This is a genomic window from Haloferula sargassicola, from assembly GCF_040362925.1.
Classification (GTDB): Bacteria; Verrucomicrobiota; Verrucomicrobiia; order Verrucomicrobiales; family Akkermansiaceae; genus Haloferula; species Haloferula sargassicola.
In genome coordinates this window covers 122,175-146,073 of the sequence record NZ_BAABRI010000008.1, presented here as the reverse complement: position 1 = coordinate 146,073, position 23,899 = coordinate 122,175, and the positions used below count along the sequence as shown (strand labels likewise).

30 protein-coding genes are annotated in these 23,899 nt (G+C 65.3%); 19 read left to right on the top strand and 11 right to left on the bottom strand.

The annotated features are described in order from the left end of the window. Nucleotides 1-9: 9 nt before the first annotated feature. Nucleotides 10-696 carry a fasciclin domain-containing protein gene (locus ABXH26_RS08695; protein WP_353566663.1) on the bottom strand — a complete coding sequence of 229 codons (687 nt, stop codon included), beginning with the start codon at nt 694-696 and terminating at the stop codon, nt 10-12. A gap of 235 nt (nt 697-931) precedes the next feature. Next, the gene (locus ABXH26_RS08690; protein WP_353566662.1) at nt 932-1,837 is read right to left on the bottom strand and encodes a DMT family transporter; all 906 of its coding nucleotides are present in this window, start codon (nt 1,835-1,837) and stop codon (nt 932-934) included. 402 nt (nt 1,838-2,239) lie between these two features. On the opposite strand from ABXH26_RS08690, the gene ABXH26_RS08685 reads away from it, so the two are divergent. From ABXH26_RS08685 to ABXH26_RS08670, 4 genes are all read left to right on the top strand, one after another. Continuing rightward, nucleotides 2,240-3,097: a LamG domain-containing protein gene (locus ABXH26_RS08685; protein WP_353566661.1), complete on the top strand. Its 858-nt coding sequence runs from the start codon at nt 2,240-2,242 to the stop codon at nt 3,095-3,097. 172 nt (nt 3,098-3,269) lie between these two features. Further along, entirely contained in the window at nt 3,270-4,652 is a 1,383-nt protein-coding gene (lpdA, locus tag ABXH26_RS08680) for a dihydrolipoyl dehydrogenase (RefSeq protein WP_353566660.1), read from the top strand. A 158-nt stretch (nt 4,653-4,810) separates the two neighbouring features. Next, the gene (locus ABXH26_RS08675; protein ID WP_353566659.1) at nt 4,811-5,491 is read left to right on the top strand and encodes a GYF domain-containing protein; all 681 of its coding nucleotides are present in this window, start codon (nt 4,811-4,813) and stop codon (nt 5,489-5,491) included. A 139-nt stretch (nt 5,492-5,630) separates the two neighbouring features. Next, the gene (locus ABXH26_RS08670; protein WP_353566658.1) at nt 5,631-5,966 is read left to right on the top strand and encodes a hypothetical protein; all 336 of its coding nucleotides are present in this window, start codon (nt 5,631-5,633) and stop codon (nt 5,964-5,966) included. Between the two features lie 6 nt (nt 5,967-5,972). Here the strand turns inward: ABXH26_RS08670 and ribD are convergent, their stop codons facing one another. Beyond that, nucleotides 5,973-7,121, bottom strand: coding sequence for a bifunctional diaminohydroxyphosphoribosylaminopyrimidine deaminase/5-amino-6-(5-phosphoribosylamino)uracil reductase RibD (gene ribD, locus ABXH26_RS08665; RefSeq protein ID WP_353566657.1), 1,149 nt, complete (start codon nt 7,119-7,121; stop codon nt 5,973-5,975). Between ribD and ABXH26_RS08660 the strand changes: the two genes are divergently transcribed. From ABXH26_RS08660 to ABXH26_RS08650, 3 genes are read left to right on the top strand one after another with little or no spacing between them, the layout of a single operon-like run. Further along, nucleotides 7,120-7,653: a tetratricopeptide repeat protein gene (locus tag ABXH26_RS08660; protein ID WP_353566656.1), complete on the top strand. Its 534-nt coding sequence runs from the start codon at nt 7,120-7,122 to the stop codon at nt 7,651-7,653. The two genes, ribD and ABXH26_RS08660, sit on opposite strands and share 2 nt — an antisense overlap. A 48-nt stretch (nt 7,654-7,701) precedes the next feature. Next, complete coding sequence (locus ABXH26_RS08655) at nt 7,702-8,349, top strand: SDR family oxidoreductase (protein ID WP_353566655.1); 648 nt, start codon at nt 7,702-7,704, stop codon at nt 8,347-8,349. Between the two features lie 48 nt (nt 8,350-8,397). Next, complete coding sequence (locus tag ABXH26_RS08650) at nt 8,398-8,688, top strand: hypothetical protein (RefSeq protein ID WP_353566654.1); 291 nt, start codon at nt 8,398-8,400, stop codon at nt 8,686-8,688. 8 nt (nt 8,689-8,696) lie between these two features. Here the strand turns inward: ABXH26_RS08650 and tsaE are convergent, their stop codons facing one another. After that, entirely contained in the window at nt 8,697-9,104 is a 408-nt protein-coding gene (gene tsaE, locus ABXH26_RS08645) for a tRNA (adenosine(37)-N6)-threonylcarbamoyltransferase complex ATPase subunit type 1 TsaE (protein ID WP_353566653.1), read from the bottom strand. A gap of 133 nt (nt 9,105-9,237) precedes the next feature. Here tsaE and rplU point away from each other — a divergent pair, with 133 nt between their 5' ends. From rplU to pyrE, 3 genes are all read left to right on the top strand, one after another. Then, a complete protein-coding gene (gene rplU, locus ABXH26_RS08640) occupies nt 9,238-9,546 on the top strand; it encodes a 50S ribosomal protein L21 (RefSeq protein WP_353566652.1) in 309 nt (102 codons plus the stop codon). A gap of 35 nt (nt 9,547-9,581) precedes the next feature. Further along, on the top strand, nt 9,582-9,842 hold the full coding sequence (gene rpmA / locus ABXH26_RS08635) for a 50S ribosomal protein L27 (protein WP_353566651.1): 261 nt from the start codon (nt 9,582-9,584) through the stop codon (nt 9,840-9,842). Nucleotides 9,843-10,025: 183 nt separating this feature from the next. Next, the gene (gene pyrE, locus ABXH26_RS08630) at nt 10,026-10,583 is read left to right on the top strand and encodes an orotate phosphoribosyltransferase (protein ID WP_353566650.1); all 558 of its coding nucleotides are present in this window, start codon (nt 10,026-10,028) and stop codon (nt 10,581-10,583) included. 98 nt (nt 10,584-10,681) lie between these two features. Here the strand turns inward: pyrE and ABXH26_RS08625 are convergent, their stop codons facing one another. Beyond that, nucleotides 10,682-11,482 (bottom strand): hypothetical protein, encoded by an 801-nt coding sequence (locus ABXH26_RS08625; RefSeq protein ID WP_353566649.1) that lies wholly within the window; start codon nt 11,480-11,482, stop codon nt 10,682-10,684. Between the two features lie 103 nt (nt 11,483-11,585). Between ABXH26_RS08625 and ABXH26_RS08620 the strand changes: the two genes are divergently transcribed. Together ABXH26_RS08620 and ABXH26_RS08615 are read left to right on the top strand one after the other, a co-directional pair. Next, complete coding sequence (locus tag ABXH26_RS08620) at nt 11,586-11,963, top strand: BlaI/MecI/CopY family transcriptional regulator (protein WP_353566648.1); 378 nt, start codon at nt 11,586-11,588, stop codon at nt 11,961-11,963. Next, the gene (locus ABXH26_RS08615) at nt 11,960-12,832 is read left to right on the top strand and encodes a M56 family metallopeptidase (RefSeq protein WP_353566647.1); all 873 of its coding nucleotides are present in this window, start codon (nt 11,960-11,962) and stop codon (nt 12,830-12,832) included. The genes ABXH26_RS08620 and ABXH26_RS08615 overlap by 4 nt, the downstream gene beginning before the upstream one ends. 55 nt (nt 12,833-12,887) lie before the next feature. Here ABXH26_RS08615 and ABXH26_RS08610 read toward each other — a convergent pair whose 3' ends face one another. Then, nucleotides 12,888-13,907 (bottom strand): beta-ketoacyl synthase N-terminal-like domain-containing protein, encoded by a 1,020-nt coding sequence (locus ABXH26_RS08610; RefSeq protein ID WP_353566646.1) that lies wholly within the window; start codon nt 13,905-13,907, stop codon nt 12,888-12,890. Next, complete coding sequence (locus tag ABXH26_RS08605; RefSeq protein WP_353566645.1) at nt 13,904-15,145, bottom strand: beta-ketoacyl-[acyl-carrier-protein] synthase family protein; 1,242 nt, start codon at nt 15,143-15,145, stop codon at nt 13,904-13,906. The genes ABXH26_RS08610 and ABXH26_RS08605 overlap by 4 nt, the downstream gene beginning before the upstream one ends. A gap of 68 nt (nt 15,146-15,213) precedes the next feature. Here ABXH26_RS08605 and ABXH26_RS08600 point away from each other — a divergent pair, with 68 nt between their 5' ends. Further along, complete coding sequence (locus ABXH26_RS08600) at nt 15,214-16,470, top strand: AMP-binding protein (protein WP_353566644.1); 1,257 nt, start codon at nt 15,214-15,216, stop codon at nt 16,468-16,470. A gap of 35 nt (nt 16,471-16,505) precedes the next feature. Here ABXH26_RS08600 and ABXH26_RS08595 read toward each other — a convergent pair whose 3' ends face one another. Then, nucleotides 16,506-16,931 (bottom strand): 3-hydroxyacyl-ACP dehydratase FabZ family protein, encoded by a 426-nt coding sequence (locus ABXH26_RS08595; protein WP_353566643.1) that lies wholly within the window; start codon nt 16,929-16,931, stop codon nt 16,506-16,508. Nucleotides 16,932-17,052: 121 nt separating this feature from the next. Between ABXH26_RS08595 and ABXH26_RS08590 the strand changes: the two genes are divergently transcribed. From ABXH26_RS08590 to ABXH26_RS08575, 4 genes are all read left to right on the top strand, one after another. Further along, nucleotides 17,053-17,886 carry a lysophospholipid acyltransferase family protein gene (locus ABXH26_RS08590; RefSeq protein WP_353566642.1) on the top strand — a complete coding sequence of 278 codons (834 nt, stop codon included), beginning with the start codon at nt 17,053-17,055 and terminating at the stop codon, nt 17,884-17,886. A 218-nt stretch (nt 17,887-18,104) separates the two neighbouring features. Beyond that, entirely contained in the window at nt 18,105-19,244 is a 1,140-nt protein-coding gene (gene carA, locus ABXH26_RS08585) for a glutamine-hydrolyzing carbamoyl-phosphate synthase small subunit (RefSeq protein WP_353566641.1), read from the top strand. A gap of 8 nt (nt 19,245-19,252) precedes the next feature. Beyond that, complete coding sequence (locus tag ABXH26_RS08580; RefSeq protein WP_353566640.1) at nt 19,253-19,648, top strand: GxxExxY protein; 396 nt, start codon at nt 19,253-19,255, stop codon at nt 19,646-19,648. Between the two features lie 51 nt (nt 19,649-19,699). Continuing rightward, the gene (locus tag ABXH26_RS08575; protein WP_353566639.1) at nt 19,700-20,968 is read left to right on the top strand and encodes an adenylosuccinate synthase; all 1,269 of its coding nucleotides are present in this window, start codon (nt 19,700-19,702) and stop codon (nt 20,966-20,968) included. A 220-nt stretch (nt 20,969-21,188) separates the two neighbouring features. On the opposite strand, the gene ABXH26_RS08570 is transcribed toward ABXH26_RS08575, so the two are convergent. The 3 genes from ABXH26_RS08570 to ABXH26_RS08560 all read right to left on the bottom strand — a co-directional run bounded on the left by ABXH26_RS08570 (nt 21,189) and on the right by ABXH26_RS08560 (nt 22,461). Further along, on the bottom strand, nt 21,189-21,602 hold the full coding sequence (locus ABXH26_RS08570; protein WP_353566638.1) for a hypothetical protein: 414 nt from the start codon (nt 21,600-21,602) through the stop codon (nt 21,189-21,191). Nucleotides 21,603-21,864: 262 nt separating this feature from the next. After that, complete coding sequence (locus ABXH26_RS08565; RefSeq protein WP_353566637.1) at nt 21,865-22,167, bottom strand: NGK_0946 family protein; 303 nt, start codon at nt 22,165-22,167, stop codon at nt 21,865-21,867. A gap of 42 nt (nt 22,168-22,209) precedes the next feature. Further along, nucleotides 22,210-22,461, bottom strand: a complete 252-nt coding sequence (locus ABXH26_RS08560; RefSeq protein ID WP_353566636.1) for a hypothetical protein — start codon at nt 22,459-22,461, stop codon at nt 22,210-22,212. A 322-nt stretch (nt 22,462-22,783) separates the two neighbouring features. Here ABXH26_RS08560 and ABXH26_RS08555 point away from each other — a divergent pair, with 322 nt between their 5' ends. Both ABXH26_RS08555 and uppS read left to right on the top strand, forming a co-directional pair. Next, nucleotides 22,784-23,059 (top strand): hypothetical protein, encoded by a 276-nt coding sequence (locus tag ABXH26_RS08555; RefSeq protein ID WP_353566635.1) that lies wholly within the window; start codon nt 22,784-22,786, stop codon nt 23,057-23,059. Between the two features lie 48 nt (nt 23,060-23,107). Continuing rightward, nucleotides 23,108-23,857: an undecaprenyl pyrophosphate synthase gene (uppS, locus tag ABXH26_RS08550; protein WP_353566634.1), complete on the top strand. Its 750-nt coding sequence runs from the start codon at nt 23,108-23,110 to the stop codon at nt 23,855-23,857. The last annotated feature ends 42 nt before the right edge of the window (nt 23,858-23,899 follow it).

Below are 23,899 nucleotides of genomic sequence, written 5' to 3'. Positions count from 1 at the left end.
CGGCGGGGATTATTCGTCGCTGCTCGTGTCGTCGGCATCACTTTGCTCCATTTCAGGAACAAGGACGGCGTCGATGGCGTGGATCACCCCGTTGCTGACGCGGATGTCCGGCTGTGTCACGGTGGCATCATTGATCATGATCTTATCGTCATTCACGGTCACCTGAAGCGTGGTGCTGGCGCTGGTGGAAACGGTGCCCGGGGTGAAATCGCCGGCCACCATTTCACCGGCCACCACGTGACCAAGGAGCACCTTGCTGAGCTGATCCTTGTTCTCGGGCTTCATCCATTCATCAAGCGTCTCCTGCGGGATCTTGTCGAAGGCCTTGTCGGTCGGAGCAAAAACCGTGTAGGGGCCGGGCTGATCGAGCACCTCCCGGAGGCCGGCGGCATCGACCGCCTTGTTCAGGGTGGTGAAATTCTCGGCGTCGCGAAGGGCGTCCGCGACCGTGCCGGTGGCATCGACGGTATCCCGCTTGGTGCGGGGCACGTTGGTCTTGCTGGGAGCTCCGGCGTCGCGCATTTCCCGCGCTCCGGTCGGTTGGTCGGTCGATTCATTGGGTCCGGTGGAGGTATCGGTCCGCTCGATCTGGCTGTTCTGGGCGGGGTCGCCCGTGATCTTTTTCTCACCTTGAGCAAGGATGGCCGGCGTGGCGGTGACAAGGCCCAAGGCAATGATGGAATTGCGAAGTTTCATTGGTTTGTTTGGTTTGGTTCGGGACATCCGCATCGACATCCAAAGCGGCGGATGCGGTGCCACCCTGCTCATCGCAGGCCCCGTTCCGTGACCCGCACAGTGGGCGTGAACGCGGGTAAAGCGCTGGATTTCATACCCCTACGCGGCCTCCCGATGACCGGTCCTGCTCCTGGTGCGCGCTTCCCGCCATGCGTTTCCCCCTCCCACGGGTGCAGGCTGCACCCGGTTTGGCAGGTCATTTCCAGCGCTGTGCGACCACCAGAGAGCCGACCACGAGCATCGCGCCCACCGCCAGCCCCCACCCTGCCGTCTCGTCCTTGAGGAAGAGCAGAGATTCCGTCATGCCGCAGATGGGGATCAGAAAACGATAGCCCGCCAACAGGGGCACCGGATGGCGGGTGGACAAGTGATTCCAGAGGCCGAAGGCGGCCGCCGAAACGAAGGCCAGCCAGCAGGTCAGCCCGATGACCGGCGGGGTCATCAATTGGCCCGCGTGCGCGAAGGCCGGAGCACCGGTGACCAGCAGCATCAGCCCGCCAACCCCAAGGGAAAACCCGGTGGCCGCCCGCGCCCCGATCGATGCCCGCATTTTCCCGAACTGGATGATTCCAACCGCCCCGAGGCCGGTGGCACCCATCATGAGAAGCGCGCCGAGCCCCGGCCGACCCGCGCCGGCACCGGGCGCGGCCGTCGCCAGCGTGATGCCCAGACCTCCGATGGCCAGCGCGATCCATTGGCGGCCACGGGGCCTGGGCGCGCCGGCGAGCAGGGGTGCCAGCACCATCCACCAGAAGCTCCCCGTTCCCGCCAGCAGTCCCGCCAGGCTGCCGCTGGCGACCGCGATCGCGAGGTAGAACAGCAGATACTGGCCGTAGGTCTGGGTCAGGGTGAAGCTGAGCAAAGTCGCTTTCCGGGTCGCCTTCACCTCGGTCCACGGTCGGCGGGCCACCGTCCAAAGCATCAGCCCCGCGAGGGAAAAACGCACTCCGGCGAACCACCAGTAATCGGTGAGGGCGAGGTCGAGTCCGGCTCGCGCCCAGATCGCGTAGACCGTCTTGATGCAGGGAAACGCGCTGCCCCACAGCACCGCACACAACAAGGCCGCGGGCAGAACCTTGAACCAGCGGTGATCACCCTCCACGGCGCGGAGACTCGACGAACTCCGCCAATCCGCAAGACCCATCCCCCGACTCCGGTCATCCGGCAGGCACCCAGCCAGCCCGCTGACAGACCGCGCGCAGGCCTCCTCGCTCGTGCTGCCGGCATCGGCCCGAGCCCCAGGCGTCGCAGGGTAGCTCCGCCGCGCGGTTTGGTCGGCTTCGTCGGGCACGTGGGCCGGGCGCGCGGCAGCTTCTGCCCGAGCAGGCCCCACGATGATCTCCAGCTCGGAACCTTCCGCGCCGCGCCCGGATGAGCGTCGCCATCCCGGATTCAGACGTTGACAGACCGCCCTCCAATGGTCTTCAAATGCGGATTCCGATCCCTGTTGGTCGGTTAATGCAATTACCTGCAACCCAAGCAACAACCCAAAACCCCTGATCCCATGATGACGCGAGAATCATTGTGTCTTACCGCTATTACCGCCGCTGTCCTGGCCATGCTGCCATCATCATCGCAAGCAGCCTTAACCAATCTCTACACCTTCAATGACGGGACCGTGAGCGACTCGGTAGGCAGCCAGAATGGAAATGCCGTCAACAACGTGGTCTTCTCGGGAGGGATGGCCGACCTATCCTCGAACATCGGTCAGAATGGCGGAGCTGGCAATGGTGCCTACATCAATCTGCCGAACGGCCTGGCTACCGCTGCGGCGAATGGCGGCACGGCCGGACAGTTCAGCTTTTCCGTTTGGTTCACCGTCTCCGAGAACCGGGGGTGGGCTCCGGTCGTCTCTTTCGGCAATTCAAACGGTGGCGAGGACGCGGGGGACGCGGGCAACAATGCCGATTATCTGCAGCTCATTCCCTTCGCTGGAACGGGGGCCAACCCGCTCCGGCTGACCTCCCACCAGGCGGGCAATAATACCGAGGGCTTTGTCGACACGATTTCCGCCCCGGTCGATACGCCCTTGAATGTCATCGGCGTTTTCAACCAGTCCGGCGGCCTGCCGGGCACGTTGGAAATGTTCGTTAACGGAATTTCCGTGGGCTCCGCTGCCATGGCCAACATGGACATCTCGAGTTTCACGAACGTGAACAACTGGCTGGGACGCAGCCAGTGGAACGACTCGACTTTCGACGGCATGTTCGACGAGTTTGCCATCTACGATACGGCGCTCACCTCCCTCGAGGCGGCATCGGTCTATGCCGCGGGTCCGACACCGGTCCCGGAACCGTCTTCGCTGGCCCTCGCTGCCGGCGCAGCGGCCCTGGGTTTCCGGCGCCGGCGGAAGTCGAACTGACCGACCCCTGCCGCTGATTTCCGGCCTGCCTGTCCTACCGACGGGCAGGCCTTTTTTCGGCGGTCTTGCAGGAGGGATCCGGGGACGGCGGTGAGCCCCGGACCATTTCCGCTTTCAACCCACCGCAATCCCCCCCAACCTCCGCGGCGGAACGAACCAAGCATCCTCAGACATGGCTTACGATCTCATCGTCATTGGAGGCGGACCCGGCGGCTACGTCGCTGCGATCCGCGCCGCCCAGCTCGGAAAAAAAGTCGCCTGCGTCGAGGCCGACCGCGCCGGCGGCACCTGCCTCAACTGGGGCTGCATCCCCACCAAGGCCCTGCTCAAAAACGCCGAGCTTTTCCATACGCTCTCCCACCGCGCGAAGGAGTTCGGCTTCTCCTTCGACAATCTGCAGTACGATTGGTCGTCCATCATCGGCCGCTCGCGCAAGGTCTCCGACCGCCTCGCCGGCGGCATCGAGTTTCTTTTCAAGAAGAACGGCGTGGAGTACGTCCGCGGCCACGGCTCCGTCACCGGCCCGAACACCGTAGAGGTGACCTCCGCCGATGGCTCCAAGTCTTCCGCCGAAGCCAAGAACATCATCATCGCCACCGGGGCGAAGTCCCGCCAGCTGCCGCCGCTGCCCTTCAACGGCAAGACCGTCATCGGATCGAAGGAAGCCATGGTGCTCGAGAAACAGCCGGAAAGCATGGTCATCATCGGCGCCGGGGCGATCGGCGTTGAATTCGCCTACATCTACAACGCTTTCGGCACCAAGGTGACCGTCGTCGAGATGCTGCCGACCATGGTCCCGGTCGAAGATACCGAGATCGGTGAGGCGCTGGAAAAATCCTTCACCAAGCAAGGCATCCGCTGCCTGGCCAACCACAAGGTCACCGCCACCGCCGACAAGGGCGACCACGTCGAGATCACCGTCGAGGGCGCCAAGGAAAACGGCATCATCAAGGCGGATGTCTGCCTGGTCGCCATCGGCGTCCAACCGGTGCTTCCCGGCGGCAATCCGCCCGAACTCACCGACCGCGGCTTCATCAAGGTCGGCGACCGCTATGAGACCTCGCTGCCGAACGTTTACGCCATCGGCGACGTCACCGGCCCGCCGCTGCTCGCCCACACCGCGTCCTTCGAGGCCCTGCAATGCGTCGATGGCCTTTTCGTCGAGGGCCACAAGGTGCGCAAGGTCAACCATTTCCCCGGCTGCACCTACTGCCACCCGCAGGTCGCCTCGGTCGGAAAAACCGAGCGTGCCCTCAAGGAGGAAGGAGTCGAATACACCGTCGGCAAGATTCCGTTCATGGCCATCGGCAAGGCCATCGCCGCCGGCGAGCCCGACGGCTTCGCCAAGCTGCTTTACGGCAAGAAGCACGGCGAGCTGTTGGGTGCCCACATCATTGGTGACAACGCCACCGAACTCATCGCCGAAATGGGCCTCGCCCTCGACCAGGAGCTCACCATCGACGAGATCCACGCCACCATCCACGCCCACCCGACGATGAGCGAGGTGATCCACGAGGCCACCCTGGCCGCCGAGGGCCACGCCATCCACTTCTAACCGTGGGCCGGGCGAAACATCGTCCGTCATGATTTTTTCCATCCAGCCCGGCGGATTCCCGCCGGGCTGGTTTTTCTGTCGGACCCCATCGGACCCGGGCGGCAATAGGACCACGACCGGACTTGCCCTCAATTGACCCTGCGATTACATCCTTGGGCATGAGCCAATGGTATTACTCCCACGACGGACAGCAGAAGGGCCCCGTCCCGGTGTCGGAACTCTCACGCCTGGCCTCGGCAGGAGATTTCGATCCGGAGACCGATCTCGTCTGGCGTGAGGGAATGCCGGATTGGCAGCCTGCCGTCACGGTGGACGACCTTCCCTTTGGCAAGCCCGCCGACCCGGTTCCGGTCGAGACCGTTGAAGCTTCCGCCCCGGGTCCTTCCCCCTACCAATCGCCGGTCGAGGCGCCGGCACCCACCCCGGCTCCCGCCTCCACCGCGCCCGTGCCCGTGGCCACGGCGGGCTTGGCGATCGCGTCGCTGGTCTGCGGCGTCATCGGCTTTTTCACCTGCTTCCTCTGGTGCCTTGCCATCCCCGCCGCGGTCGCCGCGATCATCACCGGGCACATGGCCGTTTCCAAAATCAAGGCCGAACCCGAACGACTGAAGGGCAAGGGCCTCGCCACTGCCGGCTTGGTCAGCGGCTATCTCGGCCTTCTGCTGGCGGTGCTCTACGGGATCGCCATGTTCTGGCTGGTGACCCGCAGCCCGGAGCAGATCGAAAACATGGACTGGATTCCCGAGCAGTACCGCGAGAGCATCTCCCACCAGATCGAAATGCAGCGCGAAATGCAGGAAAAAATCGAGCAGGAGCAGAACCGCTCGACGGAGCCATAAGCTCCCTCTCCCGTCCCGTCTCCTATCCACGGACTTCCCACCGCGCCGGCTCCCCGGCGCGGTCTTTATTTTGGATCGCCATGAATAGATCCGGAGGCGTCCCGGTCGAAGGAACCGAATCAGGAACCCAAGACCACACATGAAACCACTCATCCGTTTGCTCACCGTCGTCGTGGCCCTCGCCGGTGCCATCAGCACCGCCGAAGCCCACAGCCATCCCCGCGCCCATCGCTACGTCAAATATCGTAGTTCCTGCGGCTGCCCGGTCTACTACGAGCGCTACGTGGCCTTCTACGATTCCTGCGGCCATCCCGTCTTCCGCACGCGGACGGTGCCGGTGGTCCACCAGTGCCGGCCGGTGCGCGTCCACCGCCATGTCGATCGGTGCGAGCCGATAAGGCGCGCCCCCGTGCGGGCTGCGGTTTACGCTCGACCCGTCGTCCGCCCGCTGCCGGTCCGCCCGTGGCGTCGCTGAACGGGCTCAGCGATCGACAAGCGCCCTCAGCATCACATCCATCCCGCAGCGCTCGAACCCTGCCTCGCGCAGGCGCAGCCCTGCGGGAAATCCTTTTCCCTCCAACGGGGCCACCGCTCCTCCGCACAGCAGCGGGGCGAGGAACACGACCACTTCGTCGATCCACCCGTCGTCCATCCAGCGGCCGGCCATGCGGCCGCCACATTCCAGCAGCACCGCATTCACCCCGTCCTCACTGACGAGGCGACGGAGCATTCCCTCCGGATCGCCGGCCGGCACGATCCTCGTCCGGTGCCGGTTGGCATCCGTGAACAAGGGCGCGTTCATCGGCAGCGAGTCCGGAAGATCGGAGACCACGATCCTCCACGGCATCTCCCTGCCTTCCAAGTACTGGGTTTCCCGTAAATCCAGCCGCGGCCGGTCCGCGCGGACCGTCGCCCCGCTGGTCACCACCGCCCCCACCTCGGCGCGCAGCGACTGCACCCGCGCCCGGGCTGCCGCGCGGGTCAGCCACATTCCTTCCCCCGGAGGCCGGGTCAACCGCGCATCCAGGCTCATCGCCGTCTTCCAGATCACCCACGGCAGGCCGGTTCCCATCGCCTTGGCGAAAGGGCGGATCAGGCGAAGCGCCTCCGCCTCGAGAACCCCGGCTGTCACCGCCACCCCGGTCGATTGCAGCGCTGCCTCGGCGCGACCGGCGTGGGCGGGGTTCGGATCGGTGGCGGCATAGACGACTCTTGAGATGCCCGCCTCCCGGATCCCGTCCACGCACGGCGGCGTGCGGCCATGGGTCGAGCAAGGCTCCAGCGTCACAAAGATCGTCGCGCCGCGGATCGCCTCCGCGCCCACCCGCGTCCGCGCATCCGCCAGGGCCTCCCTTTCCGCGTGCGGCTGTCCGGCACGTCGATGCCAGCCCGCGCCGATCTCGCGACCTTCCTTGACGATCACCGCTCCGACCGGAGGATTCGGCGCGGTGCGGCCGACCCCCTTGCGCGCCTCCTCGAGCGCCCGTCGCATCCATCTCTCGTCATCGTCCACGGGCTTTCCATGCCGCGAAGTTTCATCCGCGACAACTCCGGGATTGAAGTGCGGCCGGATCGCATCCAACGTTTTGGATACTCGGATTTCGTATTCCGCCTCACCGCATCGACCCATGAAAACCAACATCCTGATCGCCATCCTCGCCCTCGCCGCGCTTCCCGCTGCCGCCGATGAAGCCAACGACGCCTACCTTCGCGGCATGGAAGCCATGAAGAACAACGACGCCGAAGGCGCCCAGAAGGCCTTCGCGGAAACCCTTCGCCTGCGTCCCGACCACCCCTACGCCCGCTACCAACTGGGACGGCTGAAGCAGGAGGCACCCATGATGAGCGCCCGCAAAAAGGAAGCCCAACTGGCCAGCGTGAGGCTGCCCGAGATCAACTTCGAGGAAGCCCCGCTGTCCGAGGCGGTGGCCGCCTTGAACGCCATGATCGAAACCGAGTCCGGCAAGACGCTCGGCAAGGAGAACGCCGTCATTCCGAACCTGATGGTGCAGGACTCCACCGGTCAGCTGGGAAAGAAGGAAGTCACCCTCCAGCTCAAGAACATTCCGGCCAACACGGTGCTCAACTACGTTCTCGATCAGGTGGGAGGACGGATCCGCTACGACGAGCACGCCACCTTGATCCTGCCCAAGGGTGACTGAAGATCCACGGACTTGCCAGCGGCGGAGTTCACCGCAAGCTGACTGCCGATGGACCGCGTTTGCATCACCGGGGGACACGGAACGCTCGGCCGCGCGTTGGCCGACGCCTTCCGGGCCGCCGGCGATCGTGTTTCGGCCCCCGGCCGGGACGAATTGGACGTCACGGACATGGGGTCAGTGACTTCCTTTTTCTCCTCCCATGACGGCTTTGACCTGTTGATCCTGAATGCCGGAGCGGCGGAAAACGTCCTTCTGGCCCGCTGTGATGTCGAATCGTGGGACCGACCGATGCAGGTCAACCTCCACGGCGCCTTCCGCTGCGCCCAAGCGGCCGCAAGGTCCATGCTGGAGTCGCGCCGCGGCCATCTGGTGTTCATTTCCAGCCACGCCGCCGATCATCCGTCAGCCGGGCAGGCGGCCTACGGGGCCTCCAAGGCCGGCCTGCATGGTCTCGTCCGGTCCCTGGCGCTCGAGCTCGGCCCCGCCAATATCCGGGCCAATGCGGTGCTCCCGGGATTTCTGGATACCCGCATGACCGACGATGTTTCCGATTCCCGCCGTGGCAGCGTGCTCCGGGACCACGCGCTCGGTCGCCTGAATACCTGTGAGTCGGTCGCCCGCTTCATCGTTCATCTCCATCACCACCTGCCCCATACCTCCGGCCAGCTTTTCCAGCTCGATTCCCGCCCCGGATGAGGAAATGCCGGATTGACCCGCCCCCTTCGTTCCCTAGTCTCCCTGCCCATGAAAGCCCTTCTGCCCGTCCTATTTCTCGCGCTGGCACACCTCTCGTGCAGCACCGCCAGCCGCACGGTCCAGACGGCGGGCAGGACGGTCAACGCCGCCAACCGCACCGTCGCCCGCTCCGGCGAAATCACCAGCGGAACCCTGCAAACCAGCTACCGCACCCGGGAACTTGCCAACCGCAGCTACGGCACGGTCCAGCGCACCTACTCGAACGCGCCCGGCACCGTCAACCGCACCCGCGGCACCATCGGCCGGCTCTACGACTCGATCGCGCGCAGTTTCCGCTGACCTCCCGGCTAGCCGGAAACCTTTCGCCCGCCCGACTCCGCCGGCTCGATCCGCAGCCAGCGCGTCTCCGGCGGCATCAGGTCGGGGAAACGGTCGGCCCACTCGGCCACCACCACCCCCCCCTGATCGAGCAGCTCGTCCCAGCCGATGGCCAGCAGCTCGTCCTCGCTCTCGAGCCGGTAAAAATCAAGGTGCACCAGCGGCAGCCGCCCTCCCGGATACTCGTGCAGCAGCGCGAAGGTCGGGCTGGTCGCCTCCGCCCCGCAGCCCAGCCCGCTCGCCAGTCCCTTGGTGAAGTGCGTCTTCCCCGCTCCCAGGCCGCCCACCAGAGCCAGCACCTCGCCGCCGGCCAGGCCCGCGGCGATTTCCTCCCCCAAGGCCACCATCGCGGCCGCATCGGCGACATGTCGTTCCACGGCCGGAAAAAACCCCAATCCAGAGGTCGGGAGAATCCTAAAAATTCCCTTGCCGCTTGGAAATCCCTGTGCTGTCCTCCCCGCCCGCCCGCGGAGTCGCGGGCTTTTTCCACCTCGAACCTTTTCCACGGCCATGGCCTACGCAGTGATCAAAACCGGCGGCAAGCAATACCGCGTCAAAGAAGGCGACCAACTCGACGTCGAGAACATGAACCTCGAAGAGGGCACCAAGATCGAGTTCGCCCCGCTCCTCGTGGGTGAAGGCGGCGACGTCAAGGTCGGTGCCCCGGTCGTTGACGGCTCCACCGTCACCGCCACCGTGCTCGGGAACTTCCGCGGCCCGAAGGGCATCGCCTTCAAGTTCAAGCGCCGCAAGGGCTTCCACAAGACCAAGGGCTTCCGCCGCGCGCTCACCAAGATCGAGATCAACTCCATCGCCTGATCTCCCCCTCCTGAAATTCCAACCATCTCCGACTCATGGCCCACAAAAAAGGACAAGGCTCCGTCAAGAACGGACGCGACTCCCGCTCCAAGCGCCTCGGCGTGAAGAAATTCGGTGGTGAGGTTGTCATTCCCGGCAACATCATCCTCCGCCAGCGCGGCACCAAGTGGCACCCCGGCAAGAACGTCTTCATGGGCAAGGACTACACCATCCACGCCGGCATCGAAGGCCGCGTCTACTTCGATCAGAACGGTCGCCGCGTGAACGTCCAAGCCGCAGAGGTCGCCGCCAACTGAGGCAGGCCTTCCTCGTTTTTTCAGAAGCCGCCTTCCCACCCGGGTCGGCGGTTTTTTCGTTTAGCGGGACAGATCTCCGAGGGCTCTTTTCTCATAGGTCCTATAGGTCCCATAAGACCTATTCCCAGCAGCCGGCCCCACTCATCTCTTGGCACCGCCCACCCGGCACTCCACCCTCACCTCATGTCCGCCGCCGACCTCAAAGCCATCCTTCTCGAAAAGTCCGTCCGCACCGGCACCTTCACCCTTGCCTCGGGTAAACAGAGCGACCTCTACATCGATTGCCGCGTCACCGCGCTCGACCCGGTCGGTGCCATCCTCATCGGCGAAATGGGCTGGGCCGCCGTGCGGGAAAAAATCCAGTCGGAAGGCCTCCACATCGACGCCATCGGCGGCATGACCATGGGGGCCGACCCCATTTCGCTCGCTGTCGGCATGACCTCCGCCCGCCTCCACCCCGACGAAGCCCTGCAGGTTTTCACCGTCCGCAAAGAGCCCAAGGGCCACGGCCAGGGCAAGCAGATCGAGGGCAACTTCAAGAGCGGCGACACCGTCATCGTCGTCGATGACGTCATCACCACCGGCGGCTCCACCCTGAAGGCCATCGACGCCATCGAGCGCGATGGCGGCAAGGTCGCCTTCGCGCTGGTGCTGGTCGATCGCGAGGAAGGCGGCCGCCAAGCCATTGAGGAACGCGGCATTCCGGTCGTATCCCTCTTCAGCCGCAGCTCCCTCCTCTAATGACCCGCCTTCACGGGTACGTCGTGCGGCCTTCAGGCCGTCGCGCTGCCGGAGAAACGCCCTGAAGGCCGCACGACAAACCCCGTTCGGCGAGCTCGTCACGGATCCTCCGCGAACGGATTCGCGGTCTGCCGGGTGTTCACCTCCCGCGGCATCCATTTCCAAGGATCCACGCCCTTCTCTCCGAACACAGCGATCCCGATCACCCCGACGTTCCGCGTGTAGCCATGCCGGCGGTTCGCATAAGAGTCCGCCACGCTGGAAAACTCGAACTTCGCCACCGTCTCCCAGCTCGTCCGCCAGCCCTTCACCTCCAGCGTTTCGCCCGCTGCGATGACATACCCGCGCTTGCGGACCGAGGCCGCCTTGCCATCGATCACGTCCAGCCCGTCCACGCTCAACACCACCTCGACCCGGCTGCGGCAGCGGTTTTTCACGACGATTGAGTAGTTCGATCCCGCCTTGCCCTCGACGAACAGCTTCCCGCCCGAGCGATAGGCCGGCCAGTAGCCGAAGCGCCCCTTGATCCCCCACTCCACCATCCCGCCCGCAACTTGGGTCAACGATTCCGTCTTGTAGCGGTAGCCGTTCATCGCCTCGACACCATCCTCGTCGTTGTAGTAGATCATCCCCGTCCCGGCCGGACCGTTGCTGCTCCGCACGAAGCTCTCCTTCTGCCAAGGATCCCGTACCTTTTCGCCGAAGCCGGTCGCCAGGCCAGGCCGCTCCTCCGCAGCCCGCGTCCTGGATTCCGGCTTTGCCGCATCCCGTGCACCCGCCGACGGAGCCATCTCCGCCATTCCGCCTTCCGGCACATAACTCGAACACGCAGCGAAAGCCAGTGCTCCACCCAGTGCGATCCATTTCCCGAATCCCTTCAGCCATGCAGTCATCTTCATGATGCTGGAAAACCAGCATTTCAAAACGCGGACGTCAATCCCTTTGTGCTATTTTTCCAGCATTTAAATTGCAGCTTTTCCAGCATCCCGTATGTTGCTGCCGATGAGCGACCCGAAAAACGCCGCCCTGGCGCGCCGCGAGCGGCAGGTGATGGACATCCTCTACCGCCTCGGCGAAGCCGGCGCGCAGGAAATCCTCGATGCCATGCCGGACCCGCCGACCTACTCGGCCGTCCGCGCGCTGCTCTCGACCATGGTCGAAAAGGACCTCCTCAAGCATCGCAAGGAATCGCGCCGCTATCTCTACCGCCCCGCGGTTTCTGAAAAAAAGGCCAAGCGCTCGGCGCTGAACAACCTGCTGGCAACCTTCTTCGACGGCCGACCGGAGAAGCTGGTCGCCTCCCTCCTCGACCCCGCCGACCAGAAACTCAGCGACGACGAAATCGCGAAGATCCGTGAGCTCATCGACCAGGAACCATGATCGCCGCCACCCTGATCTTCTCCGTCATCGCCGCCCTGCTGGTGGCGACGCTCGGCCGCCGCGAGCCCCGCCTCGCCGCCACGGCGCTCGTTTTCCTGCTGGCGATGCCGCTGCTCTCGCTGCTGCCGAAGATCGGCGTGTTGCCCGCGACCACGGAAGCGGCTCCGAGCTCGCGGCTGTTGCCGATGTTCTGGCTCGCCGGCTCGATCTTCCTGCTGCTGCGGCTGGCGGTTTCGCTGAACACCCTGCGTCGCTGGCGACACGAATCGGGGCTCCTCGATTCGATGCCGATCTCACCGCGCCGCCTTGCCGAGATCCGGCTTTTCGATTCTTTGGACGGCCCCGTCGCCGCCGGAATCCTGCGCCCGGTCGTGTTCGTTCCCTCGGCATGGCGCGGGTGGAGTCGGGAAACACGTGATGTGGTTCTTGCTCACGAGCTCGCCCACCTGCGTCGGCGCGATCCCTTGTGGCGGCTGCTCGGAGAGCTGGCCTGCGCGGTGCATTGGTTCAACCCCCTGTCTTGGTGGCTCAACCGGCGACTGGCGATGGAGGCGGAACACGCCTGCGATACGCAGGTGCTCCAGACCGGCGTCTCGGCGAAGCGCTATGCCGGGCTCCTGTGCGATCTCGCCTCCACCCGCCGCGTGCCGGCGATGGCGCTCTCGATGGCCCGGCCAAGTCTGCTGCGGCAACGGGTGCAGCGGCTTTTCCGCCCGGCGGGCGTCGTTTCCCCGCTGGTCACGGCGCTGCTGCTGGCGACGGTCGGAGTCTGCGCCGTGGCCGTGTCGGTCATCGGCAGGAGCAAGCGGCCAATACCGGTAGAGGAGGTCCGCCTGCGCCTGAGCGCCGATCCGTTTCCGGGGGATTGATGGAGCGCCGATGATGAAATCGGCATCTTCCGGATCGCCAAAGAAGCCGATTTCATCATCGGCGCTGCAAGACACACCCACCGACCCCTTGGTTTCCTCCCACCGAGGTGACAACTGCCTGGTCCGCGGCGCCTTGCTCCAACGCATCCACCGCCGCGACGAACTGGATCGCGGCGGATGCCCCCATCGCCTCGCCCAGCAGCTTGCGGGTGGAAACACGGGGGCCGCTCCAGTGGACCGACTCCTCCGCCGCGTCGAGCCGGGGAACGCCGTTTCGACCGTCGACCCACAAGGCATCGGCATCGACATCCAGCTCCGACCAGAGGCGGGCGAAGGCCTTGCCGCGATCCGGCTCGAGCGCGTAGCTGACCCCATCCGGCACCGCCAAGAGCTGCGGACCATCGCCATCCCGCTCCAGCAGCACCGCGGCCGCGCCTTCCGCCGCCAACATACGGGAGTCGTAGTAGCCGAGCGCCTCGGCGCTGAGCCAATCGGCTTCTTCGGGGGCCACGATCACGACCGCGTCGCAGTCGCCGCGCCCGAGCCACTCGGCGGCGAGGTCCAGCGCGATGAAAAACTCCGCGCCGTCGCCGATGATCGTGTCGTTCGGCGCGGTCGAGTTCGTCACCGCGGAAATGTGGCTGGCCGGCGCGTTGTAAACGGTCTCCGGAAACAGGATCGGGCTCGCCACCTTCGGATCCGCGAGCACCTCGCCATAGAAGCGGTTCGAGTAGTTCACGCAGCCGTTCATCATCGAGCAGATCACGCCGAGCCGCAGCTCGCCGCGCACGACCGAGTCGAACTTCTCCTGTCCGAGCGCCTCCAACACGGCGGCGGCCGAAAATTTCCCCACCGAACTCGCGCGACGCAGCCGCGGCGACTTCGGCAGCAGCGAGCGATCGGTCAGCGCCGGCACCTTGGCGATCGGCGTGCGCACGACTTCGCCGCCGGCCGTGGTGCGCTCGAGAAACTCCGGCTCGACCGGTTTGCCCGCAGCGAGGAATTCGCGCAGCGCGGGCACGCCCCAGCCGGCCGGGGAAACGACGCCGGTGCCGGTGATCGTGATCCGGCTCACGGCACGACCTCCCTTCCCATGACCAGCGTCGCGTTCGCGCCGCCGAAGCCGAACGAGTTGGTGAGCGCGTGTTTCACCTCGGCCTCCCGCGGCTCGCGGACGAGGTCGAATTTCACCACCGGATCGACCTCGCGGACGTTGAGGTTGGCGGGCAGCCACTCGCCGCGCAGCGCCATCAGGCAGATCACCGCCTCGACCGCGCCGGCGCCGCCGAGCAGGTGGCCGATGGCGGACTTGGTCGAACTGAGCTTGATGCCGGGCGTCGCGTCGCCGGCCCAGCGGGCGACGGCGTTGGCCTCGGCGACGTCGTTGAGCGGCGTGCCCGTGCCGTGGGAGTTGATGTAGTCGATCTGCCCCGGCTCGAGCCCGGCCATCCGGGTGGCGGCGGTCATGGTGAACAGCGCGGCATCGCCCTCCGGATGCGGCTGGGTGAGGTGGTGGATATCGGTCGCCGCGCCATAGCCGAGGACGGTGCCGAGGATTTCCGCGCCGCGCGCCTTGGCGGATTCCAGCGACTCGATGACCACGAAACCCGCGCCCTCGCCGATCGCGAGACCATCGCGGTGGGCATCGAAGGGCCGCGGAAGGCCGCCGGGCGAGAGCGCCTGGAGCGAGTCGAAGCCGGCAAAGACCATCTGCGCGAGCCCGTCGTAGCCGCCCGCGAGCACGCGGTCGGCGCGGCCCTCGCGGACGAGGTGGAAGGCGTGGCCGATCGCGTTCGCTCCCGAGGCGCAGGCATTGGAAAGGATCCGCAGCGGTCCGCCGATGCCGAGCGAGGCCATCATGCGGGTGAGCTGGCGTTGCGGCTGGTAGGTTTCGACCCGCGCGAGCTGGCCGCGTTTTTCGCCGGCCACGGCGCGCTGGTAGTAGTCCTCGCCGATCGGCATCGCGCCAGCGGAGGTGCCGATGCAGACCGGCATTTCCCCGGAGATTCCTGCCTGGGCGAGCGCCTCATGGGCGGCGACAAGCGCCATCCGCGTGCCGCGGTCGAACCGGTCCCACTCGCGGCGGGTCAGCGTGGAAACGGTCGGCCGCTCGGGCATGTCGGCCTGGCCGGCGGTGGCGACGCGTTGGCGGGAGACATCGAAGAGATCGACCGGACGAAACGCGGTCCGCCCGGCTCGGAAACCCTCGGCGTTTTCGGCGAAGCCAGCACCCATCGACGTGTGGATGCCCGCACCCGTGATCACCACGGTGCGAAGGTCGTCGATGCGCTGCTGGTCCGCTCGGTAGGCCACACTTTCCCGTTTTCCCGCTGGCCGAATGCCAGCCGCGGCAGCTAGGCAACCCCCGCCGGAGTTGTCAAATGCTGCTTCCCCGCTGGCACAGAACCCTGACCGATCACCGCGACGCGCCCGCCATCTTCCACGGCGAATCGGCGCTGAGCTTCGGTGCCATCGCGGAGCGGCTGGACGCGCTGCCCACCGCCACCGCCCCGGTCATCGCCACCGGAAGCGCGCTGGAAATCATCCTCGCCACCCTCCGCGGCTGGCGCGATGGCCAGCCGGTGGTGCCGGTCGAGCGGGCCGATGGCGCCCTGCCCGAGCTGGACGGCGTGCGTGAGGGCATCGCCCACGTGAAGCTCACCCCCGGCAACGACGGCCGCCCGCGCGGCGTGTGGTTCACGGCCGAGCAGCTCGCCGCCGATGCCGACCGGCTCGTCGCCGCCATGGGCCTGCGCCGCGACACCCCGAACCTCGCCACCGTTTCGCTGACCCACTCCTACGGCTACTCCTCGATCGTCCTGCCGCTGCTGCTCCACGGCATCCCGCTGCAGACCGTCGAAGTCCCCTTTCCGGCGGTCGTGTCGGCGGCTTGGAAAAACCATGCCCGCATCGTGTTGGCGGCCGTGCCCTCGATGTGGCGGGCCTGGCATCGCTCCGGGATTTTGGAAAACGCGCCCATCGCCCTCGCCCTCTCGGCCGGTGCCCCGCTCGCGCTGGAGCTCGAACAGGCCGTGTGGGACGCCCAAGGCCTGAAGCTCCACAATTTCTACGGCGCCTCCGAGTGCGGCGGCATTTCCTACGACGCCACCGACCGGCCCCGCACCGACGCCGCCGACCTCGGCAGCCCGCTCCTCGGCGTCGAGGTCCGGCTGTCGGACGACGGACGTTTCCTCATCGAAAGCGACGCCGTGGCCACCTGCTACGACCTCCACCGTAGCGGCGAGGTCCTCGGCGAGGGCCGATTCCTCACGCCCGACCACGGCCACCTCGCCGCCGACCACCTGATCCTCGACGCCCGCGGCGGCGAGCACATCAACGTCGCCGGCCGCAAGCTCGGCCCGGGCCGCATCGAGGCCGCGCTGAAAAGCACCGGCCTGGTCGATCGCATCCGCGTCTTCGGCCTGCCCAGCCCGGATCCCGAACGCGTCGAGGAAGTGGCCGCCCTTGTCCCGCCCGGCACCGACACCACCGCGCTGCGCCGCGCCGCCTCCACCCACCTCGCCGGCTGGGAAATCCCGCGCCACTGGTTCACCAGCCGCCACGAAAGCGACTTCTCCCTCACCCGCCCCGAGCTGCGGAAAAAGCACGCCAGCGGAACACTGAACACTGAACACTGAACACTGAACACTGAACACTGAACACTGAACACTGATCACTCGGCACTGCTCGCCCCAGCGAGCTGCACCTTCGCCGTCGCCAGCACCCTCTCGCCGACTTTCACCTCGCCGCCAATCTGGATCATGGGCCCGAGCCGGCCCTCAACCGTGGCGGAAATCTCCAGCACCTCGCCCGGCACCGCCGCGCCGAGGATCTTCGCGCCGCGGATCCCGGTCAGGAGCAAGCCCTCGACCGCCGGAATTTCCGGGTCGCTCTGCGCCGCCACCCCGCCGAGCTGGGCGATCGCCTCGAGCAGGATCACGCCGGGCATCAGCGGGTTGCCCGGGAAATGCCCGGCCAGGAAGGCCTCGTCGCCGCGCACCGTGTAGCGGCCGAGCGCCCGCTTGCCGCCCTCCAGCTCGGTGATTTCATCGACGAAGCGGAACTCGGGACCGTGCGGCAGGGCATCAAGGGCGGACATGCCCGAAGTCACCCTGAAACCCGCCCCGCCGGCAACTCCGGAGGCCCGCAACCACCGCAATATCCGCGCATTCCGTGCTTGGCCGGAATCCGCGGGGCGGATTATGTTTGAAACGTCTCGCATGCCTCCCGCCGATCCATCCGTCCTGCCTAACACCAGCGCCCCCCTCGCGCAGGCGCGTTCGTGGTGTTGGTGGCCGTTCGAAACGATCGCCGCGCTGGGGGCCTTCGCCTACTGGGGTGTTGCTGGGCTTTTGATCACGCTGCTTGCGATTCCGCTCTGCCTCATCCTGCCGAAGCGCCGTGGCGAAATCTTCGGCCGCTCGCTGCTTCACCACGCCTTCCGGATCTTCGTCCGCTACCTGCGGATCACCGGGCTGGTGCACGCCGATCTCGACTCGCTCAAGCCGCTCCGCGCGCGCAAGGACCCGGTCATCATCGCCCCGAATCACACCTCGCTGTGGGACGCCGTGTTTGTGATCGCCTGCCTGCCGCAGCCGATCTGCATCATGAAGGAGTCGATCCTCTGCAACCCCTTCCTCGGCGGCGGCGCGCGCCTCGCCGGCTACATCCCGAACGGCTCGTCCTCGCGGCTGATCCGCGACGCCTCCGACGCCCTCTCGCATGGCGGCCAGCTCCTCCTTTTCCCCGAAGGCACCCGCACCAAGCACGGCGCGCGCTGGATCAACCCGCTCAAGGGCGGCTGCGCGCTCATCGCCCGCCACGCCGGGGTGCCGGTGCTGCCGGTCTACATCCGCAGCAACACCCGTTTCCTCGAAAAAGGATGGCCGCTGTGGAAACGGCCGGAGTTTCCGATCCGCATGAGCTTCGAGCTCGGCGCGGAGATGGTTTCCGACGAAGGCGAGAGCGCGAAGGAGTTCACCTGCCGCCTCGAACAGGGCTACCGGGAAAACCTCTCCCGCCCGCACAAGCTGCGGCGTCAGGTGGCGGAGTAGTTCTTCCGGAGGGCGGGCTCGTTCAAGAGGCGGGCTCTTCACCCATAGGTCTTATAGGACCCATAGGACCTATTCCCTGGCAGCCGCCAGCCGCGCCGCCCCGGTTACCCGCCTCCTCCCATTTTCCCCCGATTCCGCATTCGACAAGCCGCCGGGGCCGCCCCTACCTTCGCGCGCCGCGCGCACCCGAACCGCCTCCGCGCGCGCCGACCAGACTCATGAAAGCCATTCTTGCCCTCGAAGACGGCCGTGTTTTCCACGGACGAGCCTTTGGTCAGCCCGGCACCAGCACCGGCGAAATCTGTTTCAACACCTCGATGACCGGCTACCAGGAGGTCATCACCGATCCGTCCTACCGTGGCCAGATCGTGACCATGACCTACCCGCAGATCGGCAACTATGGGGTCAACCCGGACGACGCCGAGTCCGCCAGCCCGCACGTCCGCGGCTTCGTCATCGGCGAGCTTTCCCCGGTGGCCTCGAACTACCGCTCGCGCCAGACGCTGGCCGAGTATTTCACCGAGCACGGCATCCTCGGCATCGAGTGGGTCGACACCCGCGCGCTCACCAAGCACCTCCGCTCGGCCGGCGCCATGCGCGCCTGCCTGACCACCGAGCTTTCGGAAAACGAGGCCATCGAGACCGCGAAAAACTCCGCCCCGATGGAAGGCGCCGACCTCGTGCAGGAGGTCACCACCGCCGAGGGATACTCGTGGGAGCAGGACAGCCGTCGTTTCACCCTGCCCAATACCGTCACCGGCCAGGAGGACAACTGGGCCGCGCTGCCGCCGATCAAGCACCGCATCGTGGCCTACGATTTCGGCATCAAATACAACATCCTCCGCCGCCTCCGGCAGTCGGGCTTCGACGTCCAGGTCGTCAACTCCCGCACCAAGGCCGAGGACGTGCTTTCGCTGAATCCCGACGGCGTCTTCCTCTCCAACGGCCCCGGCGACCCCGCCGCGCTCGGCTACATCCACGAGGAAATCAAGAAGCTCATCGGCAAGAAGCCCATCTTCGGCATCTGCCTCGGCAACCAGATCCTCGGGCACGTCTTCGGGGGCAAGACCTTCAAGCTGAAGTTCGGCCACCGCGGCGGCAACCAGCCGGTCAAGGACCTGCGCAGCGGCAAGATCTCGATCACCTCGCAAAATCACGGTTTCTCGGTCGATCCCGATACCTTCAGGTCCGACGTCGAGGTGACTCACATCAACCTCAACGACGACACCGTCGAAGGCATCCGCCACAAGGACCACCCGGTCTTCAGCGTCCAATACCACCCCGAAGCCGCCCCCGGCCCGAACGACGCGACCTACTTCTTCGATGAGTTCGCCGCGCTGATCGACTCGACGAAATAGAACCTCGAATGGACGCGAATGGACGCGAATTGGTGTTGAAAGACGAAGCGCACGCGATCGTCGGCGGCGCCATGGAAGTCCACAACGGATTGGGATTCGGATTGAATGAGAAGCCCTATGAGAATGCTCTCGTCGTGGAATTCACCCACCGCGGGATTCCCTTCGTCCAGCAGCCTCGATTCCCGGTTCTCTGGCGGAATGTCAAAGTCGGTGAGTTCATCCCCGACTTGATCGCCTTCGAAAGAATCGTGGTCGATACCAAGACCATCGAACAGATCACCGACCACGAACGCGGTCAGATGCTCAACTACCTCCGCATCACCCAATTCCCCCTCGGCCTGATCATCAACTTCAAGCACCGCCGCCTCCAATGGGAACGAATCGTTCTCACCCTGACCCGTTAGGTTCCCAAAACCCATTCGCGCAAATCCGCGTTCATTCGCGGTAAATTCTTCATGAACACCATCGTCACCGGTCTCCAGTGGGGAGACGAAGGCAAGGGCAAGATCGTCGATTACCTCACCGAATCCGCCGACGTCGTCGTTCGCGGCCAGGGTGGGAACAACGCGGGCCACACGGTCATCGCGCGCGGCACGAAGTACATCCTGCACCTGCTCCCCTCCGGCATCCTGTGGGATGGCAAAACCAACGTCATCGGCAACGGCGTCGTCCTCGATCCGGTCGGTCTGGTCGCGGAAATCGAGCGCATCGAAGCCCAGGGCGTCTCGATCACGCCGGACAAGCTCCTCATTTCCGACCGCGCGCACGTCGTGCTGCCGCTGCACAAGGAGCTGGACGCCGCCCGCGAGCTGTCGCTCGGCGACCGCAAGATCGGCACCACCAAGCGCGGCATCGGCCCGACCTATGCCGACAAGGTGAACCGCTGCGGCCTGCGCGTCGCCGACCTGCTCGACGAAAAGTTCGCCCGCGAGACGATCGCCCACCGCACCGCCGACGCCAACGAGGTGCTGGCCCGCTTCGACCTGCCAACCTTCGATGCCGACCAACAGGCCGACGAGGTCTTCAAGGCCTTTGAGCGCCTCCGCCCTCACGTCGCCAACACCATCCCGGTCCTCCACAAGGCCTGGAAGGCCGGCAGCAACATCCTCTTCGAGGGAGCCCAGGGCACGCTGCTCGACATCGACTTCGGCACCTTTCCCTTTGTCACCTCTTCGAACACCACCTCGGGCGGCTGCTGCACCGGCTCCGGCCTGCCGCCAACCGCCATCGACCAGGTCGTCGGTGTTTGCAAGGCCTACACCACCCGCGTTGGATCAGGTCCGTTCCCGACGATGGACGAAGGCCTCTCGCAGTATCTCCACGACCTCGGCCGCGAGTTCGGCGCCACCACCGGCCGCCCGCGGGGCTGCGGCTGGCTGGATGCGGTCCTGCTCCGCCAGGGATGCATGGTCAACGGCACCACCGGCCTCGCCGTGACCAACCTCGACGGCCTCGACAACTACGAGACCCTCCGTATTTGCGCCGCCTACGAGATCGATGGCGAACGCCACGAACTGGCCCCCGCCGACCGCCACGCCTGGGACCGCGCCGTGCCGATCTACGAGGAACTGCCCGGCTGGATGAGCGACACCAGTGGCTGCACCGCCTACGCACAACTCCCCGACAACGCCAAGGCCTACCTGAAGCGCCTGTCCGAGCTCTGCGACACCCCGATCCAATTCGTCGGCGTCGGCCCCGATCGCGACCAGACGCTGGTGGTTTGAACCCCGGAGGGTCAATGGGTCATTTGAGAAGTTCAACAACCCGGCAACCCCGTGGCAACCGTTCCATCCTCGGGTTCAGGGGAGCACCCGGGACAAGTCGCCACGCGGCGCCGTGGCCTCGTTCGTCAGAACCGAAGCCAAACCGGCCAGGGGATGTCCCGCGCTTTGCACATGGAGGTTGATCTTTTCCACGAGCTGCCAGGTTGTTGAAATCATCGACTCATGTGTATTTCACTCCTTTTCCCGCGTTGTGATCCTTCACGCAGCGGTTCACATCGATCGTGGTCAGGATGACCCAAATGAACCAGACGATCGCCATCAAGAGCGGGGCACCGATCAAAGCTCCTGCCGCAGCGGCTCCGGCTCCGTCGTCGTTCCCTGCCTCACGGGCAGCGGCTGACGCCCCGCCCCCCAGGATCACCGGTATGCAGAACGCCAGGATCTGGGAAACAACAAAGATCGCCTGGTTGGCGATGCCTCTCATGATCTTCCCCGGCTTGATGTAAGCCAGAACGGGAAGACCGATCGCTGCCAGCACGATACTGGCGCATCCGGCAGTGCCGGGATTGATTCCCACAACGGCAACCTGCGGTTGCTGGGTGCGGGGCGGGTCTAGGGGTGTATGGGGTTCCATGGATTCAAAACGGAAGTGAGGGTTCCTTCCCGGTCACTGCGGCGAGGACTTCTGGAGCACGTTCGATGTCCGCCAAACCGATGGTCTGGAGGGAGAGGTATTCCGAAACAGGTCGCCACTCGGAGGACCCGACCATGACCATCTCCGCGGTGCGGCGGATCCGCTCGGATTCCACCAGGCCGAGGAATTCAAATCTCGTCAGGGGTCCTCGGAGCGCTCCGGACCCATCGGCCAGGAAGCAGAAGCTCTTCGCATTCATGGTTCATCGGACCAAGGTCCGGGCGGCATTGAGGATATCCAGCGTGGATCCGGTGGATTCGAAGAAATTACGACGCTTCTGCTGTTCGAGGCCCATCTCTTCCGCCACTTGCTGACGTTGTCGGCTGTATTGTTGGGCCTGCTGTTCGCTAATCTGAGCGTCCGCCCGTCCCCGGGAGGCATTCAGGTAGGCGGAATCAGAACCGGCTCCCAGGCTGGCCACCGTGGGACCTCCCGTGGTGCAACTTGCCAGAAGGAATGCAGCCCCCGCGAGGCTGAACAGGATTCGGGTGTTATGTCTTTTCATGGTCGTTCTAACGAAGAATAAATAGAGGCTCTCCCATGCTCATCACCAGAAACCCAGGAAGGTGGCCGAAGAGCGATGGATAACCTGAGGGTTGTGCCGGGTTGAGAGTTCCCGGGCCTCCGCTTGGCTCATCCGCTCGGCGTGGCGGTATTGCTGCCCGTCGTTTTCGATCATGTGGGTGTATTGGCGGTTGGCTTCCACCTGATCGACGTCCGCCGCAAAATACCCGGCATTGGGCTGGTTGGGATTGATGCAGGAAGGGATGAGACCTCCCATCCCTATCAGCACGATCATCTTATGTGTTATTTTCATCTCTTACGATATTAGGGAGCGGACCCTCCACCGAGGTCCGACCTGATCTCGGAGTCGGTTTCCTGGGGACCCAGATGTTGAAGCAGCACCTCAAGACCGTGTCTCATCGCCATGGCGGCCACTTCTCGTCGATCGAGATCAAGCTGCTGCGCGAGGGCCTCAAGCTGTTCCCCGACCTCCTCGGTGACATGGAGATTCTCGATCATTCGTTCCTGCGGACGGCTACGACGCCCTACGTAGTCAGTTTGACTACGTTAGGCAATACTGAATTGGCGAAATTCGGGAAACGGGGCAGTCTGGGGCCATGTCCTCTCAGAAACGACGGGTATCCGCCCCCATCCGGCTCGATCCTGAAACCTTGGAATTGGTGAAGGTGGCGTCCGAGCGGACGGGGCTGGCCCAAGCCGACATCCTGCGACTCTGCCTTGCCATCGGGTTGGAGGATCTCCGCAAGCTGAACTATCAGATCCCGACGGTCCTCTCCGACGCCGCAGCCCGGACGGAACGTCGCCCGGTGCGCTACCCTGACGGGCGGAATCTCGACAACCTCAAGGTGGCGGAACCGGATCCGGAGGCCTAGTCCGGCGCGGCCTGCGACCGAGGGCCGATTGGGGCTTGATCGCCGCGCGTGAAAATCACCTTCTCGCAGCACGTCCTTCCCCGCTTCATGGAGACCGCGCCTCACACCCCCGCCCACATCGCCATCATCATGGACGGCAATGGCCGTTGGGCGAAGGAGCGTGGTCTGCCGCGGCGCGATGGCCACCGCGCCGGCGCCGAGTCGGTGCGCGAATGCGTGGAGGCCTGCAAACAACTAGGCATCCAGTACCTCACCCTCTACGCTTTCTCCTCGGAAAACTGGAATCGTCCGCCCGCCGAGATCACCGCGCTGATGGCACTGCTCGAGCGCTTTCTCGAGCAGAAGGCCGAGGAGATGATGAAGCAGGACGTGCGGCTCCAGGCCATCGGCCACCTCGATCGCCTGCCGCCGAAGACCCGCGCCAAGCTCGACGCCGCCATTTCCCGCACCTCGCGCAACCGCTCGCTGACGCTCGTCCTGGCGCTTTCTTATGGCTCGCGCGAAGAAATCACCGAAGCCGCCCGCTCACTGGTCGAGGATGCCGCCGCGGGAAAAATCAGCCCGGCCGACGTGACGCAGGATCTCTTCGCCTCCCGCCTCTACACCGCCGGCATCCCGGATCCCGATCTGCTGATCCGCACGTCGGGCGAGCTGCGGGTTTCCAATTTCCTGTTGTGGCAGATCAGCTACGCCGAGATCGTCATCTATCGAAAATTCTGGCCCGATTTCAAACAGGCGGACCTGATGGACGCGGTGGCCGAGTTTTCACGTAGGCACCGGCGATTCGGCGGACTTTGAGCGCCGGGCGGCCTTCCTAGGCCCTTGCCTTCCCGCCCGGAA